The sequence below is a fragment of the bacterium genome (genome assembly GCA_041648665.1).
GTDB lineage: Bacteria > UBA10199 > UBA10199 > 2-02-FULL-44-16 > JAAZCA01 > JAFGMW01.
This window is the reverse complement of the sequence record JBAZOP010000028.1, coordinates 20,968-36,557: the sequence shown is the minus strand read 5'-3', so window position 1 is coordinate 36,557 and position 15,590 is coordinate 20,968. Positions and strand designations below refer to the sequence as shown.

Annotated in this window: 16 protein-coding genes; 11 read left to right on the top strand and 5 right to left on the bottom strand. The window is 65.6% G+C overall.

The genetic code is table 11. From position 1 onward, the window contains the following. Positions 1-391: 391 nt before the first annotated feature. Together WC683_10505 and WC683_10500 are read right to left on the bottom strand one after the other, a co-directional pair. On the bottom strand, positions 392-946 hold the full coding sequence (locus WC683_10505; GenBank protein MFA4973037.1) for a hypothetical protein: 555 nt from the start codon (positions 944-946) through the stop codon (positions 392-394). Between the two features lies 1 nt (position 947). Beyond that, positions 948-1,379, bottom strand: coding sequence for a hypothetical protein (locus WC683_10500; GenBank protein MFA4973036.1), 432 nt, complete (start codon positions 1,377-1,379; stop codon positions 948-950). Positions 1,380-2,488: 1,109 nt separating this feature from the next. Between WC683_10500 and WC683_10495 the strand changes: the two genes are divergently transcribed. The 9 genes from WC683_10495 to WC683_10455 all read left to right on the top strand — a co-directional run bounded on the left by WC683_10495 (position 2,489) and on the right by WC683_10455 (position 11,448). Then, on the top strand, positions 2,489-3,625 hold the full coding sequence (locus WC683_10495; GenBank protein MFA4973035.1) for an ATP-binding protein: 1,137 nt from the start codon (positions 2,489-2,491) through the stop codon (positions 3,623-3,625). 248 nt (positions 3,626-3,873) lie between these two features. Then, on the top strand, positions 3,874-4,644 hold the full coding sequence (locus WC683_10490; protein MFA4973034.1) for a response regulator: 771 nt from the start codon (positions 3,874-3,876) through the stop codon (positions 4,642-4,644). A gap of 296 nt (positions 4,645-4,940) precedes the next feature. After that, entirely contained in the window at positions 4,941-5,615 is a 675-nt protein-coding gene (locus WC683_10485) for a hypothetical protein (GenBank protein ID MFA4973033.1), read from the top strand. A gap of 153 nt (positions 5,616-5,768) precedes the next feature. Further along, positions 5,769-6,074: a hypothetical protein gene (locus WC683_10480; protein ID MFA4973032.1), complete on the top strand. Its 306-nt coding sequence runs from the start codon at positions 5,769-5,771 to the stop codon at positions 6,072-6,074. Between the two features lie 26 nt (positions 6,075-6,100). Next, the gene (locus WC683_10475) at positions 6,101-7,231 is read left to right on the top strand and encodes a radical SAM protein (GenBank protein ID MFA4973031.1); all 1,131 of its coding nucleotides are present in this window, start codon (positions 6,101-6,103) and stop codon (positions 7,229-7,231) included. After that, positions 7,228-7,449, top strand: coding sequence for a hypothetical protein (locus WC683_10470; GenBank protein MFA4973030.1), 222 nt, complete (start codon positions 7,228-7,230; stop codon positions 7,447-7,449). Before WC683_10475 ends, WC683_10470 begins: the two co-directional genes overlap by 4 nt. 499 nt (positions 7,450-7,948) lie before the next feature. Next, positions 7,949-10,234, top strand: a complete 2,286-nt coding sequence (locus WC683_10465; GenBank protein ID MFA4973029.1) for a hypothetical protein — start codon at positions 7,949-7,951, stop codon at positions 10,232-10,234. 28 nt (positions 10,235-10,262) lie between these two features. Further along, on the top strand, positions 10,263-11,063 hold the full coding sequence (locus tag WC683_10460) for a hypothetical protein (GenBank protein MFA4973028.1): 801 nt from the start codon (positions 10,263-10,265) through the stop codon (positions 11,061-11,063). A 28-nt stretch (positions 11,064-11,091) separates the two neighbouring features. Then, positions 11,092-11,448 (top strand): hypothetical protein, encoded by a 357-nt coding sequence (locus tag WC683_10455; GenBank protein MFA4973027.1) that lies wholly within the window; start codon positions 11,092-11,094, stop codon positions 11,446-11,448. A gap of 5 nt (positions 11,449-11,453) precedes the next feature. On the opposite strand, the gene istB is transcribed toward WC683_10455, so the two are convergent. The 3 genes from istB to WC683_10440 are packed head-to-tail and all read right to left on the bottom strand — an operon-like array spanning position 11,454 to position 14,069. Beyond that, positions 11,454-12,263 (bottom strand): IS21-like element helper ATPase IstB, encoded by an 810-nt coding sequence (gene istB / locus WC683_10450; GenBank protein MFA4973026.1) that lies wholly within the window; start codon positions 12,261-12,263, stop codon positions 11,454-11,456. Next, the gene (gene istA / locus WC683_10445; GenBank protein MFA4973025.1) at positions 12,253-13,722 is read right to left on the bottom strand and encodes an IS21 family transposase; all 1,470 of its coding nucleotides are present in this window, start codon (positions 13,720-13,722) and stop codon (positions 12,253-12,255) included. The genes istB and istA overlap by 11 nt, the downstream gene beginning before the upstream one ends. Then, positions 13,719-14,069 (bottom strand): hypothetical protein, encoded by a 351-nt coding sequence (locus tag WC683_10440; protein ID MFA4973024.1) that lies wholly within the window; start codon positions 14,067-14,069, stop codon positions 13,719-13,721. Before WC683_10440 ends, istA begins: the two co-directional genes overlap by 4 nt. Positions 14,070-14,476: 407 nt before the next feature. Here WC683_10440 and WC683_10435 point away from each other — a divergent pair, with 407 nt between their 5' ends. Together WC683_10435 and WC683_10430 are read left to right on the top strand one after the other, a co-directional pair. Then, on the top strand, positions 14,477-14,902 hold the full coding sequence (locus tag WC683_10435) for a hypothetical protein (protein ID MFA4973023.1): 426 nt from the start codon (positions 14,477-14,479) through the stop codon (positions 14,900-14,902). Positions 14,903-14,976: 74 nt separating this feature from the next. Further along, a complete protein-coding gene (locus tag WC683_10430) occupies positions 14,977-15,585 on the top strand; it encodes a hypothetical protein (protein MFA4973022.1) in 609 nt (202 codons plus the stop codon). The last annotated feature ends 5 nt before the right edge of the window (positions 15,586-15,590 follow it).

Here is a 15,590-nt window from a genome sequence, read left to right as displayed (position 1 = left end):
AGGCCGTCGATCCCAACGCCAATCGGGCGCGGCTCCAGGCGCGGGTCGAAGCGGGCGCGCAATACGAGCACCGGATCTCCGTCGGGAAACGTCATGCGTGACGGGCTGCTAACCGATCACCGATGCACGGCCCATTCGTCGTCGATCTCGCACAGCGTCGCGCCCACAACCAGGCGGACCGCTTCCTCAGACTCGGCATGCTCCATAATTCCGGCGTGACGCGCTATCGAGAGACGTGGCGCCGCTCGCGAGGTTCCCCCGCTTCTCGGGGCTTGAGGATTTCACGCGTCAGTAAGGGGGTCAGGAGCGTCGACCAGAGGCGCATGCCTCTGTCAGATCACGTTCCCTACTTGGGGGTCAATGCGCGGTGGCGGGGAGGCCGGTCCGCGTTCTAGTTCGTCCAATCGCTGAAGATCGAAATGAGCGAACTCTTGCCGTAGGCTTCAGAGTCGTTGTACGGTACGCCGCACCGGACACTCAGGCCGGCCCAGTAGCCGTACGCCAGCGGATTCGCGAAATCCAGGCGGCCGGTGCCGGTAAAGGTGTTGGCGTCATTGCCGCACCCCCCGGTTGTGCTGCAGCTGTACACCGACGAACTCGCCGTGGTGCCGCCGGTGGCACTGGTTCCGACCACCCAGCAGAAAACGGCGCCACCCCCGTTTGTCGGCGTTGCGTCGTAGTACATGACCGACACCTCATTGACCCTGTAGTAGGGGTAGTAATTGCTGGAGACGGCATCGGTCACCTGCACCGGGCACGAAATACCAATCGTGCCAGCCTGGTAATCGTTGTACGCCCTCGAGTCCAGGAAACTGATGTAGCCCTGCTCCCAGACGGCATTGCCGCGGCAGACGGAACCAGGTGTCCACTGTTGGTTGGCGTACGCACTGTTCGCACCGACCAGCAGCGTCATCACCGAAAGCGCACAGACCAGTACTCTCTTCATGTCATCCTCCTTGTCGATGGCCCGCAGGCCGTTCAAGTACGAATGCAGCGGATACTCTGCCGTTCGGAAGCGGCAGAGGAGGGGTCCAATGCTTACTTGCCTGCCAAGCAGTCAGGTGCGTGTTATTCAACCACTCGTCGATCAGCACCCTCAGTCCCTGAGGGGTGGATTCGATGGATGCGACGCACCCGGCTGGGTAACACACCAAGCTTCCGTACGAGGCGTCTCGTTGCGCGGCTGCCGGCAGCTTCACGAGTTTCAGCTCATCGAACAGCCTCGCGGCATCTGCTGTCCAAGGCTCAGATGAGCGCTGCGGCGACTGGATGCGGCCTAGCAGGGCTTCGCGTTCTTGGCGCGCCATCTCTGCCAGGTCCGGCGCGTGATCCTCAGGCGCCTGCTGACCACCAACACGCTCGTCCACTCCATTGTTCACCCCCGGCAAGGAGGGTGAAGCCACACGAGATAGCGGTGCCGTGATGGGCGACGTGCTCGGTGGTGCGTCGCGCTCGACTACCGACTTCGAGTCGGGGCGTCTCGAACCCAAGCCAAACAGCAACATGGCGCCTAGGAAGACGACCCCACCAATAGCAGCAATGGAAAGACCATGCTTGAGGCGCATTCTGTCCTCCGAATTCCTCTGCCCGTTGTGCCTGCTCATTCTGCGACGGTGGGGGCACAACGGTATCGTGGCCTCTCCAAGCTGAGCCTTGTTGGAGGCCAGTGTGCTCGCCTCAACGCGCTAGAACAATGCGTACAAACCCGGACCACACGCGGCTCAAACCTCGAGCTTGGTAAGCCCCACGCGGATTGCGTACTTGGTCAATTCTGCGGTGTTCATTGCACCAGTCCTTGCGATCAAACGTGCTCGATGAGTCTCCACGGTACGCTCACTGAGGCCGAGCCTTGCAGCGATGTTCGAACAGGTGTACCCATCGGCAATCAGGCACAACACCTCTTTCTGACGTGAACTGAGCGTCCCGCCATCAGGACGGGCTCGCCCAGTTGGTCTTCTGCGCAATTGCATGGCGCACACCTCCTCAGTCGCCCAGTCCAAGCGACCTGTCTCCCGCTCACTGACGCCCTCTGAGGCGGGGCCTCAAGCTCGCGCCCACGTGCCCAAGAAGGAACCCTCTGCCTACCCCGTTGCGGCAAACTGCTCGGTCTCCGCGGACAGGACGCCGTGTCACAAGCCGGATCGTCCGCCGCGTACATCTGAAGTCAAGTTAAATCGGAATGAGTACCAGACTCACCAGCTCCGGATACGGGTTGCAATCTGCTTCTTTGGACCTACACAAACGCGATTGGCGTTGTCCAATGCTCGACGGAGTCTTGGTGGAAAATGTTCGGTTTGGGTAGGCGACGAACCTGTGTGTCTAGGACCAATCGAGGGCCCGAGCTCCGCGCGGTGTCCGTTTTGTCGATGAAGGCCCTGGTCACGACGCCATATCCCAACATATGATGGCAGCGTTCAGCGGGTTTGCCTGATTCTCACCGGTCGCAACGCTCTTGCGACCAGTGGAGCCGAGTCCGCGGAGGAGCGGAGTGAATCAGCGACGGCCGAAGGTCCTCTACGTCGATGACGAGGAGAGCAACCTCGTCACGTTCAAGTATTGCTTCACCGATCGGTTCGAGGTTGTGGTCGCCCGCTCAGGGAAGGAGGCGCTGGCCCTGATGGGCACCGAACCGGTGGCCGTGCTCCTGGCCGACCAGCGCATGCCAGGCATGTCGGGGGCGGAGCTCTGCGCCATTGCCAAGGACCAGTTCCCGCAGGTCGTACGGATGATCGTGACCGCCTACGCCGACATCCGCGCGACAGTGGACGCCATCAACTCTGGTCAGGTCAGTCGGTACATCCTCAAGCCTTGGAACGAAGACAGGATGGCGGAGGAGCTCCGGATCGGACTTCGGGCCTACGAGTTGGGCCTTCTCGTCAGCGAATCGCATGCATCGCTCCTCCGGGCCAACCTGCAGACAGCCGAGGCATCGCTGCTTGGGCAAGAGGTGCACGAGTTCTCGAACCCTCTGACGTCTCTCTGCGGAGGCTTGCGCGAAGCCGCAGATCTGGCGGACGAGCTGGTGACTGATCTCGCCATTGGTACGCGTCGGCCGCTCGGGAAGGCCAACGCGCTGAGGAAGGCGGTGAAGACCGCGGTCGTTGTGGCTGACGACTTGTCGTCTCGCGTCGAGCTGTTTAGGCGGGGTGAACCGGCTATGTCAGACCAGCGCGCTACCGCTAACGTCAACCAGGCCGCAGAGGCTGCTCTCGCCATCCTCAGCCCGGAGCTGCGCAGACAGGTCCGCGTCACGCTCAGGCTCGTCGACGTGCCCTTGGTTGCAGCGCCACCGATTCGGATCTGCCAGGTCCTAGCGAACCTTCTAACCAACGCTATCGAGGCCCTCGAGCCGGATTCACCGCGACAGCGTCGGGTCACCGTAACCACGGCCGTTCGAGACGAGTGTGTGGTAGTGGAGATCCGCGACACCGGCCGCGGGATCAGTCCCGATGCCCTGGCCAAGGTATTCGAGCCCTTCGTCAGCACCAAGGGGCAGGACCGGCCGCGCGGACTCGGGATGGCCGTAGTGCGAGACATCGTGCGTCGCATGCACGGTGAGGTGCGCATCAGCAGCGAGGTCGGTCGCGGGACCTGTGTGACCGTCGAGCTGCCCTTGGCGCGGTGATGGAGGTTGCCACACGCCAGCCGAGGTCTTCGGTCGTCGCGTGCCACGCAGTCACGTTTGGGTAGTCCCAAAGTGGTTTGGAGACTCCCCATCATTGGTCCCCGCTCCGACGGTGATTCGCGAGTGCAGATCAGTGGTCGGGCTCGTTCCGCCGTCCGGTCGGACATGGTAGCCTGGATGGTAGACGAGAGACGCTGCTGGGCTGACTGAAGACGCTACGCTGACTGGCTGGGGGGGAGGAGCGGACAATGTCCTCGCTCACTCCCAAGGGGCGCATCCTGGTAGTGGACGACGAGCGATCAGTGCGGATCACGCTCCGCCTGATTCTTGAGCGGAAGTTCCGGGTACGGCTGGCGCACTCATGTGAGATTGCCCTGCGAATACTCGAGGAGCAGGCAAGCGCCATTAGCCTGGTGCTGCTCGACAAGAAGTTTCCCGACAAGACCATGCAGGGTGAACAGGCGCTCAAGATCATCCACGAGCGCTGGCCAAACCTGCTGGTCATCATGCTGACCGTTGACTACCAGGTGCCTTCGGCCGTGCAGTGCGCGAAGCTGGGCGCCTTCCAGTACGTCAACAAGATGCCCAACCTGCGGGACGCCGTCCTGCCCGTGGTCGCGGAAGCCATGAACATCGTCCGCCTCCAGCACGAAACCGACGACTACGAGCGCGAGCTGCGCCAGCGACGCGAGCTCGAGCAGGACATGCGCGCTGGCGTGGTTCCGACTACGGCTCTGCCACCTGCGAAGGCTGAGCCCCACCGCGTCCGCGACTTCGAAACGGTTAGGAAGGAACACTACGTCTACGCTTACCAGGCGCATGACGGTAACCTCCTCTACGCCGCCCGCAGCCTCCACGTTTCGTACGACTCCTACCGGGACAAGCTGATCGAGTGGGGGGTCCACGTTCCGAGAAGGAGAAGGAAAGGCGCTCGGTCTGGACGAAGGAAGCCCCGCGTTGCCAGGCACGGCCGCCAGCCCAGGCCTCGAGCGGTGCTTGGGGATTCCCAAAGCATTTAGGAAATACACAAACAACGCCGGTATCACCATGTGGTGGTGGCCCGCGCGCTCGCTGCATGACGAATTCTCTTGACTCGCGCCGGCGCGAGTTGACTATTGATCCAACTTCCTCCGAGGACTCCCGTGTGGTCTGTCGCGTCTTGCGTGCTAGGCAGCCTGTGGACCGGGGAAGGGAGCGGCATTGAGGCAGTCTCAGCCGCCAATATCGAGAACATCACTGGCTGTTTCCGCAGGGTGGTAACTGCGGCGTCTGCATTGAATCGTCCGGATAGGCCACCGGGGCCGAGGAGGGATGGATGAGCGTCCTGCCGCTTGCACACGTAAGCCGCGTCGTCGCGATTCAGCACCGGGACTCGCTGTATCTGAGCGTGACCGGCCACGCCAGGGGGTTCGATGGCACGCTGGAGCTAGTTCGTAGCCCCACCCGCATCTACCCGCCGCTGTTCTTCGTCTACGAGAGGCCAGGGAACTGCGGCATCACCGGTGAGTGCCCCCCAGATCACGAGGCCACGGTGGCCAGGGCATTCGCGGGCCACTTCCGTGAGATTCAGGTCCGCACGGCGGACAGCACCCTGCACCCGCCGGTTCTGCAGGTGCGCGACCCCGAGCCAGTGGACTCCGCGAGCGAGGCGGCCACGCTCGTCGAACCGGCGGCCGCCGACCGCCAGGGTCCCGGCTGGTGGGCCTGGGAGAACACGATGCCCGGGCCAGGCAGCCAGAAGTCGCTCCACGTGCTCGGATTGGTGATGATGCCGACCCCGGGCTACGTCCTCAAGCTCGTCAAAGCGCAACCCCAAGGTTTCAACCCCAACGTGCTCATCCTCGATCTCGCGATCACCCGGCCGAGTGGCCTGGTGACGCAGGTGCTAACGCTGACGAGAGTCGAGTTCGAGGAGGCCTCGGAGCGCCTCTACAGTCACGTCCACATTCGCCCTATCGGCGTCACGATGCCCGTGGAATTCGCCTGGTAGGCCTCGAACTGACTGCGGATGTGAGAGGGTGGACTATTCGGGCCCACAGGAGGTGGGCGAGCTGCATGCGCCCGGCCGCGCCCGTGAACGATGGCTGGGTCCAGGGCTGATCGCGGACCGGGCCCTGATCCCGCTTCACGATAGGAGGATGAGATGGAGATCGAAGGCAAGCAGCACGTCGCGCTTTACCTCACCGATTGGCAGATCCGGATGATCAAGGATGTCTTGGGAATCGAGACCCAGGTCTGGAACGTCCCGGTCACGTCGCCCCCAGTATTGAAGTACATGCCGCCCAAGGCTCGTGCCGTCCCGCCCACGGCGAAGAGGATGTACCTCACGGAGTGGCAGTGCAAAGAGATCAAGGACGAGACCGGCGAGGATTGCGAGTTCGTCGAGCTCACCTCCGAGATCGTCCCGCGGTACATGGCTCCTCCGCGTGTCGCTAAGAAGAAGCCGTGACCGGCGGCCGCACCCGGCTCCACCCCATGCCCGAGAGGCAGCCATACGTCCCTGAATACTGCGTCTGGGAACTAACGCTTCGCTGCAACTTGCGCTGTCTCCACTGCGGGTCGAAGGCCGGCCGGGCGCGCGCCGATGAGCTCACGCTCGAGGAGTGCCTGCCAGTGGCCGACGAGCTGGCCGCGCTCGGCTGCCGGCAGGCAAGCCTCATCGGCGGCGAGGTCTTCCTCTATCGCGGGTGGGAACGCGTGGCACGCCGCCTGGCCGACCGCGGGGTCCAGGTCAACACTATCACGAACGGCCTGGTGCTCGATGATTCGCACCTCGCGGAGATCCGGCACGCGCGCCTGAGCAATGTCTGTCTCTCCCTCGATGGCTTGCGGGAAGCTCACAACACGATCCGCGGCGTGCGCACGTCCTTCGACCGCGCCGTCGCGACGATGGCCCGGCTGCGGTCCGAGGACATCCCGGTCGCCGTCGTCACGACCCTGACTGCGCTGAACGTCGACGACTTGCCGGGCCTGTACGAGCTGCTGGTCGCCCATGGCGTCGAGACCTGGCAGATCCAGCTCGCCACGCCCATGGGGAACATGGCCCGCGCGCGCCACTTGCTCCTCGAGCCGGCGCGCGTGCCAGGCGTGACGCGCTTCATCCGCGAGCACCGGGACGCGGCGCGACTCTGGATCCTGGCCGGGGACGACATCGGCTACTACGACAAGAACGAGATCTACCTGCGGAACCAGCCTGGAAGCCTCGGCAGCTGGCAGGGCTGCAGCGCGGGTCTGCGGGCCGTCGGCATCGACAGCGAGGGCAACGTCAAGGGCTGCGAGTCGCTCTACGACCCGCGCTTCGTCGAGGGCAACCTGCGGACCCGGTCCTTGAGCGAGATCTGGAACGACGCCGGTGCGTTCTCCTACAACCGCCGCTTCGAGATTGGCCAACTGGGGGGCACGTGCACCGGCTGTGACAAGGGAGCCCGCTGCCGAGGCGGGTGCCGCGGGGTGTGCTTCTTCACCTCGGACGGCCTGTTCACAAACCCCTACTGCTGCTATCCGGGTCGGCCGTCCAGCGAGAGCGAAAGCGACTCGGCGAGCGATCCTCAGGCCGCAGGCGGTCCGGGACCCCAGATCCGCCGGCCGCAGCGCGCGAGGAGGTGACACACCGATGCGAGCTCGAGCAGAACATGCGCGCCGGCGTGGTTCCGACGACGGCTCTGCCACGTGCGAAGGTTGAGCCCCACCGCATACGCGACCTCGAAACGGTTAGGGAGGAGCGCTACGTCTACGCCTACCAGGTGCATGACCGTAACCTCCTGTGTGCTGCCCACAGCCTCCACGTTTCGTACGACTCCTATCGGGACAAGCTGATCGAGTAGGAGGTCCACGTTCCGAGAGGGAGGAAGAGAAGCGCCAGGGCTGCGCGGCGGAAGCGCCACGTCACGAGGCCTCGCGGCACGCCGAAGTCTCGACCCGCGCTTGGGTACTCCCAAAGCATTTAGGAAATACCCAAACAGCAGCACTCTCGCGCTCTTGTAGCGCACCCTACATTAACGGAATGTCGAATCATCTTGACTTCTGTTCTGTTTGGCCGAGGATCTGGGCTGAGCGATGCGCCTGGGTAATCGGAAGTGGACTCAGCTCGGAGCGGGGCGCCTAAGCGACACGCGCCTGGCTCGAGCGGCGGGGTTGTCCGGACGGAAAGGCCCAACGCTTCGCACGCGCTGCGTCGCTCCCGCCACCGACGAGCCGTGCTTCCCCTCGCCACAGCAGCATCAACGCCGCGCGGCGGCTCCCCTCGTAGCCTCCGTTGGTGCGTCGTGGGGAGGGGCCGATGCTTCGCGCTAGGCCCTGCCCCTGGACCGAGGAGAATGACAGATGAGCATTGAGCCGCGCTTCCCCGCCTTGCTCCGCTCGATCTTCGACGGGTCCTTGGTGTTCCGGCCCACGCCTCCCGGCGAGCCGGATACGGCCGTCGGGCCGACGCTCAGACTACCTTCGGCCACGGTTCGAGTCGATCTCGCCCCGGGCGAATTCGACGCGCTTCTCGCCAATCTCGCCTTCGGCGCTCTGACCAAGCACGAGGTGCAGGCTGCGGTCAAGGCGGCGCGGGTGGCTGGCACTCTGGCTGCTCATCTCCAAGGCGCAGCGGGAGACCCTCAGGGGGACGATTGGCCAGCAGAGCTGGCGCGGGCTCACGCCCTGGACCGGATGGCGATGATGGCGGTTCAGATCATAGACCGCGCTCAGCGAGCGTTGCTGTCGGTGGAACCGTTGACGGAGATTCACTTCGACTTCACCGAGCAGGCGCGCGCCGCACTCGCGATCTCGTTCGAGGCAATGAGCAAGCGTGGCGAATTCCCGCTTCCGCCGCGCGGCAGGCGGCGGTTCGATGCGCTGGCGAGATCGCCGAGTGGTGCCCTCCACTTCGTGAGCGCCAGCGACCTCGACGCCGGGTACTTCTACACGATGGGCATAGCCTTGTCGCCGGAGGCGCAGGCCCTGCAGACTCTCGACGCTTCCTATGGGCTGGACGGCGAGCTAATCGTGCCTGGCCAGGCCGTTTCGCCCATCCCTCCGTTTCTCGCCATGGCCTCCCGACTCGTGGCCGCCTCGATTCCCGCGAGCTCGAACATCTCGGAGGAGGAACAGTCCATCCCGATGCGGAACTTCCCGCATCCCACGAACCTCGACGACCTCGAGCCGCGGCGCGGAGGACTGTTCCGGCCGCCGATGCGGCCGACTTCGCCCGAGCAGGCCATTACCGACCTGCGGCTGCAGTTCCGGCGCAGCGACGCCGGGGCCGGGCGCATGTCGCAGCTCGAAGGGATGCCGAACGTGGGGGCAGTCTTCGAGGTGACCGGGTGGGATGAGCGCCGCATTGTTCGCACCGTCAGTCGGGTCCTGGCGGACGCGGAGATCAACCGCCGGAGGGCGTCGCTGGCGCTCTACCTCAACATCGAGTCGGCTTGCACGGATCGGCTATCGGCCGTCAATCGGGTGGTGGATGCGGCATCCGAACTCGGTCTTCACTACGTCGCCGTCGCAGACGACGTGGAGGACTCGTGGTTGCCGGGCCTTCTCGAGTACCTCGAGCCGGACGAGCTCAACGAGATCGCTGACCACTCTGACGCCAAGCACGTGATCGTGATCGATGGGCGTCCGGTCGATCCCATCTACACGGCGGCAACGGCCGCGCAGCGCATTCAGTCCGTGTTTTCGACCCTGTCCGTCGACGTCCTGAAGATGGGCATGTGGCTTTGTCTCGACGCGATGGCGGCCCGCAACGTCTGGCGTGAGATCCTCGCCAATCCGCACATCCCATCGCACATGCTCCTCATGCCGATCGGGATCATCGAGCCGTGGAACGCGTTCGCCGACAACCGACGCGCGGACCGTACGCAGCGCGCCATCATCGAGCCCTTCGAGAAGATCAAGTTCATGATCGAGGAGGCGCGTGCGTTGGGCATGCCGTCGTTGCTCACGGACACCCGTCACAAGTCCACGTGGGTGCTGCTCGGGCGCAAGACCGACAAGGACCAGCCGCACTTGCGCGAGCGGTTCGTCTATGGAGCGCCGGGAGAAATCCTCGGGCGCACTCCCGACTCGGCTATCCCGCTGCTGAGTTGGGATGAGTTCATGCAGTGCGAGTGCCTGGCGCGGGAGGCAAAGATCCTCCTTGGCCAAGCCGGGTCAATCGAGGCCGAACAGGCCTTTCGAATCATCAGCGAGACGACATACGACGCGGCGCACGATCACCGCAATCCCGCCACCGCCATCTGGACTGCCGAGACGGAGCGCGTCCTTCGAGTGAAGACGGCGGTCGCCAAGGGCGATCTGGATGCCCAGCGCAGCTCCGCGGTGTCACCCTTCCTCGCGGTCATCAACCGCGGACATGAGTCGCACGCGAAGCTGGATGGCTGGCTCCGGTACCTGGAGGAGCAGGGCCGAGAACTCCCGGACCTGCGCCTTGAACTGCGGCGACACCGCGAGGATCTGGCCAAGCTCCTCGAGGCTGTCATGGCCAGTCAGGCAACGGACCCCAATCGCCATCAGCAGGAGTGGGACGCTTACCGGCAGCAGTACCTCCAGTACCACGAGCTCATCAAGAAGCACTTCGTCCGAGTACAGATGAGCGTGGCCACGGCCTGGGCCGAGGCTTGAGAACCGCCGAACGAACGGAGAAGCGACCATGAAGCAAGGACCCTGGACCCGAATCCGCCCTCTGCAGATCGACGAGGTCGACGACTACACCGCCGCTGCTTATAGGCAGGGAGAGCTCACCTGGGGCCACTTCCCGAACAACCTGATGAAGGTGATGGGGCACTGCCCCTCTCTGGCCATCACCGAAGTGCCCTACGCGAACTCTTTCATCTTCGACATCGACGTCTTCAACCAGGGCAAGCAGTTCGCCGGCTTCCTCGACCGGCCACTCAAGGAACTGTGCATCAGCCGCACGTCGCTGCACAACCGCAGCCGCTACTCGGTCACTCACCACTCGTTCATCGGCTTCATGCTCTTCAAGAGCGTCGGGCGCGAGGAGGAGGGCCACAACAAGCTGCTGCACCTTCATGAGCACGCGGCCAACCGTGGGATCTACACCGCCCGCGAAAACATCTGCTTCGACGTGATCGTCAAGATGTGCCAGGACGCGCATACGGTCACCGACGCGGAGTTCGGCAGCCTCAAGCGGGAGTTCGACCGCTACAACCGCGGCCAACTCCCGGCCGGCGAGGTGACGGAATTCGATCGTCACTTCGTCGAGAAGTGGCGTGGGTACGACGACAAGCAGCACGCGGCGCTGGTCGACAGGCAGGTGGTTGAGTTCGCCTGGCTCGTCGGGCACTTCTGCCTGCTCAATCGGTGGTTCACGTTCCTGCAGGTTCCCGATGAGGCCCCGGATGACGAGGCGAACTTCCAGGGGGCCTACGACGCCAATGTGCCGGCGGACATACGCCAGCGAAACGAGAGGCTCTTGGGCCATGGCTTCTAAAGGACCACCAGGGCTGAGGAGGCCGCCAGTGAGGGGTCAAGACCAGACGACCGAAGCAGGCCGTCCTGTGGACAGCCTGCCGATCAGGTTTGAATGGCACACCGGTGCGTGGAAGCGGCTCTTCGACAAACAGATCGCCCTGATCAAGGAGGATATCAACCGGGCGCGCGCTCAGGACAAGCTCGTCGTCTACCTGAGTTGTCCCATCAGTTCTCGGGGCGGCGGCTACTCGGGCACCAACGTCGACATCGCCATGCACACGGAGCGCACACTCCTCGACAAGTGGGGCGAACGCTTCTGGATACTCAACCCATCCCGTTACCAGATTGTAGACGGCCGAAACTTTCCGTCGAAATCTGACAGTCGAGGTGCAAGAGGGGGGTGAGCTTTTCAGCGCCGCTTGGGACCACGGCGCGGGTGCTCGGAGGCGGGGGTCTCGGGCGTCGCGCGGCCGTCGCGGGACAGGCTGTGCTTCTCGCGCCAGGACTCGGCGTCAATATCCACGCGGTGGCAGTGCTGGGCGAAGCGGTCGACGAGGGCGACGACGCAGGCGGCGCCGGGGAAGACGGTGCCCCACTGCTTGAAGGCGAGGTTGGTGGTGATCACCGTCGAGCGCTGCTCGTGGCGGCGGCTGACGATGTTGTAGAGGAGGTCGGCGGCGCGGCTGTCGCAGGGCAGGTAGCCGAGCTCATCCAAGATCAACACGTCGGGGTAGAGGTAGCGCTTGAGCCGGCGCTCGAAGGCGGGCAGCGACTCCTGCTTGAGCAGATCGGCGAGCGCGGCGGCGAGCGTGGCGAAGCGGACGCTGTAGCCGCGTTCGAGCGCGGCCTGGCCGACGCACTTGGCGAGCATGGTCTTGCCGACGCCGGACTGGCCGCGGAAGAGCAGATTCTCGGCGTGGCCGACGAAGTCGAGCTGGAGCAGGCGTTCGATGAGGGCGCGGTCGATGGCGCGGGGATGCGCCCAGTCGAAGCGGTCGAGGGGCTTGAAGGCCCCGAGCGCGGCCGCGCGGGTGCGCCGCGCGAGGTTGGTGGCCTCCCGCGCCCGGCGCTCGAGCAGCACCAGTTGCTCGAGGGTCTCGGTGGGACCGCAGCGGCTCTTGTGGGCGTGGGCGAGGAAGGCGGCGAGCGCTTCGCGCGCGGCGCGGAAGCCCAACCCGCGCAACTGGCTGACGAGGTCCGGCGGCGGCTCAGTCGTCATCGTAGGTCTCCAGGTCGTGCGGCACGACGTCGCGGTCGCCGATGTGCGGCGGCAGCGGGATGGCGACCGGCACCGGGCGCTGCTGCTCACGGCGCAGGCGGTCGCAGGCAACGGCGAGCGCGCCTAGATCGCGCAGCCCGCGACTGGCCATCTCGGCGACTGCGGCCGCGAAGATCGGCGCGCCGTACAGGTCGAGGAGCTTGATGGCGCGGGTGACCTGGATGGACAGGCTGCGGCCGGTGAGCGCCCAGCGCTCAAGGATGACGGCGAAGTCGGGGGCCACGGCGAGGAGCCGATCACGTCCCTTGAGGTCGGCGGCGGCGCGGCGCTGCCGCACCAGCGCGTCGCGGTGCGCCGGGTCCTCGAGGAGCTGGCGGCGGCCGAAGCTGCGCGCGTGGCGGGCCACCACCGTGGGGCCGTCGAGCACGCGCACGCTGGTGTCGTCCGCGACCAGGGTGAGGACGCGGTCGACGCACTCCGGCGGGACGGAGTAGCGGTTGGTGTCGAGGCGGACGAACGCTTGGGTGTCGACGTGCACCGGGAGGACCTGGTCAGTGCCGGGTGGCGGGTCGGGCATGGCCAGCAGGCGCGGGCGCTCGGCGGCGAGCACCTGGCCGACGGTGGCCGGGGCGAGGACGGGGTGCGGTCGGGCCAACGCGATGTCGCCGATGAAGTGCTCGAGCTGGCGATTCCCGTCGGCGACGCTGGTGATGACCCGGCCGGCGAGGAAGCGGTCGCGCAGGTAGCGGATGGCGCGCTCGACGCGCCCCTTGTGCTGGGGTCGCGCCACCGCGCACAGGCGCGGCTGCACGCGCAACGCCGAGCACAGGTCGAGCAGCACCGGGTGGAAGCGCACGGCGTCGCCGACGCGCTCGAGGACCACGGTCTTGGGATTGTCGAACAGCCACTGGCGCGTGAGGCCGCCGAAATATTTCCCGGCGCGGACCAGCGAGCGGCACAGCGAGTGGACCGAGAGGTCGAGCACGAACTCGCCCCACAGGGCGCGCGAGTAGCTGAGCACCAGCACGAACAGCCACAGCGCGCGCTCGCCGCCGGGCACGGGCAACTTGCCGACGTAGGCCCAGTCCACCTGCGCCTGCTCGCCGACCAGGGGCTCGGTGTGCAGGTAGACCTCGCGGTGGCGGCGCGGCCGCACGCTGGCGACGTAGGTGCGCAAGGTGCGCACCGCCCCGCGGAAGCCGCGCTCGCGCAGCATGTCGAACAAGCGGGTGGCACGCAGCGTCGGGTACGCCGTCAGCGTCGAGGCGATGAAATCGCGGTACGGGTCGACCACGCGCGGTCGCGGCGGCCCGGCACCGCGCGGGAGGTCCAGCCCGAGCACGCGGCGCACCACGTCGGGATGCAGGCCGAGCTGCGTAGCGATGGTGCCCACGCGCCAGTGCTCGGCGAAGTACAGGCGGGTGACCTCGGCCTCGGTCGCGACCGGTGGCGTGCTCATACCGCACCGCGCTGCGCGAGACGCCGCAGGTCAGCAAACGTGCCCAGGCGCCGTCGCCGCCGGCGGGGCTCGACCACCGCCACCTCGTAGTGCACGGTCTTCGCGCCGAAGCCGAATCCGTCGCAGAGTCCCAGTGCGGACGAAGCGCCCGTGGCGTCCGCACACAGCACAGCGGAGAGCGGCTCCTGGAACCACAACGACAGGGCCTCGAGCAGCGTCGCCGCCGCCCGCGGGTGCGCCTGGCTGGGCGGCGGCAGCACCGCGCGCAGTACCTCCTCCTCGTGATTCGTCACCAGCAGCCGCGTAGCCAGTGGCGTCGGCTTGAGGGTCACCACCAATCGCGTCATCGGGCGTCCTCCCGGCGTCGCGCGTGGACGCGGCCACCAGGGCCGCCGTCAGCGGGACGCGCACGCACACCCTGCCCGACAACGCAATTCTCAGTCGACCCTGATCCGTCACTTTCTGCTTGGCCCGGTAGCGCGCCTGGCGCGCGGCGTGATCGCGCCGCCCCTCCCGGCTCTGCTGGTGGCGCTGATTGGCGGCGCGGTGCGACACTCGCCGCGCCGTCCTGCGGCACTCCAGCGAGCAGTACTGCTGCCCGCGATCACACAACCGGCAGACGTAGAAGACCACGGCACAGTTGCCGCATCGGACCTCGCGCAGGCTATCCTGGGGCACGTCGTCCACGACCACGCCAGCGGCGCCTCCCGCGACCGCGGCCTACTCGTATCCATTGGTCTCGGAGGTCGCAAGAATGTCCCGCAAGCACAAGCTCACCGCCGCCGAGCAGCAACGCCGCCGCGAGAAGCAGGAGCGGCAGCAACTTGAAACCGTGGTCGTCGATACTGCCGCGCGATTTACCTGCTCGACGAAGATCGCCGCGGACTTCGCCGAGGGGTGCGAAGACGCCGCCGAAGCCCTCGAGGCCGAGTTGGTCTTCGTCGACATCGCGCACGACATGTGGCGCGACCGCACCGGCCCCTCAGGCCACACGGAGGAATTCCTGGCCATCCTCGAGGTGCTACGTGCAGCAAACGAGCAGCATCGACAGACCCTGCTGCAACTGGCCGCCCGCTTCGCGGGCATCGCGAAGTACGATGACCACGAACATCTCGACCCGGCCGAGAGCTACTACGACTTCATCCGCAGCCACATCAGCGGCGCGCCAGACCCGGGCTGATCAACTCGCCCTCGACGCCTACCCACGCCCTCGACCGTCAGAAACCAGCGGAAAGCGTCGGCCGTCCACACCAGATGGAGTCGAAGGAAGGGTTCGGCCTCATCGATCGGTACGCCAAGGAGTTGGGCATCGACCTCCAGGCGCTACGGAGCCAGGCCGAGCCCTCGGGCGGCGACTACATGCGGATGTGGACGAGGATCCTGGTGGAGGACGACGCCGGCAACACGGCCGAAAAATTCGACGCTTTCTACTTCATCGGCCCAAGTGACGTGCACGGTTTCTTCCTCAGGGACAGTCCGGCGACGCTGACTGCAGGCATCGAGCAGTACTTCGCGCGGAAGCACGCAACTGATCCCGACTTCCGGGACTACTTCTCGGTTGCTGGTGAGCTCAACTGGGGCCGCGACGGCAAGCACTCCCCCGAGGAGAACAAGCGCCGGGAGCAATGGGAGGAGTGGCGGAAGTCATTCTTCCGCTTCTACGCTCTCCGCGCGAGCGTCAACTACAGTCTGGGCTCACACGACGAGTGGGAGATATTCAGGCTCGTCAACGCCCAGCGTCTCAAGCGCAGCAACGGTGACGTTGGCTCCGTCCTGGCCGGGTATTTCGACGGCGTGCAGATCCAGCCGTCTGCCGCGGAGACCAAGTTGTCCGCTGGCTACGCCCTGCCCAACGCAGGGTGACTCGT

Coding starts and splice junctions, on each gene's coding strand:
- WC683_10430 (MFA4973022.1), top strand. CDS start 14,977: ATGGAGTCGAAGGAAGGGTTCGGCCTCATCGATCGGTACGCCAAGGAG.
- WC683_10505 (MFA4973037.1), bottom strand. CDS start 946: ATGAAGAGAGTACTGGTCTGTGCGCTTTCGGTGATGACGCTGCTGGTC.
- WC683_10480 (MFA4973032.1), top strand. CDS start 5,769: ATGGAGATCGAAGGCAAGCAGCACGTCGCGCTTTACCTCACCGATTGG.
- WC683_10490 (MFA4973034.1), top strand. CDS start 3,874: ATGTCCTCGCTCACTCCCAAGGGGCGCATCCTGGTAGTGGACGACGAG.
- istA (MFA4973025.1), bottom strand. CDS start 13,722: ATGAGCACGCCACCGGTCGCGACCGAGGCCGAGGTCACCCGCCTGTAC.
- WC683_10460 (MFA4973028.1), top strand. CDS start 10,263: ATGAAGCAAGGACCCTGGACCCGAATCCGCCCTCTGCAGATCGACGAG.
- WC683_10465 (MFA4973029.1), top strand. CDS start 7,949: ATGAGCATTGAGCCGCGCTTCCCCGCCTTGCTCCGCTCGATCTTCGAC.
- istB (MFA4973026.1), bottom strand. CDS start 12,263: ATGACGACTGAGCCGCCGCCGGACCTCGTCAGCCAGTTGCGCGGGTTG.
- WC683_10485 (MFA4973033.1), top strand. CDS start 4,941: ATGAGCGTCCTGCCGCTTGCACACGTAAGCCGCGTCGTCGCGATTCAG.
- WC683_10475 (MFA4973031.1), top strand. CDS start 6,101: ATGCCCGAGAGGCAGCCATACGTCCCTGAATACTGCGTCTGGGAACTA.
- WC683_10440 (MFA4973024.1), bottom strand. CDS start 14,069: ATGACGCGATTGGTGGTGACCCTCAAGCCGACGCCACTGGCTACGCGG.
- WC683_10435 (MFA4973023.1), top strand. CDS start 14,477: ATGTCCCGCAAGCACAAGCTCACCGCCGCCGAGCAGCAACGCCGCCGC.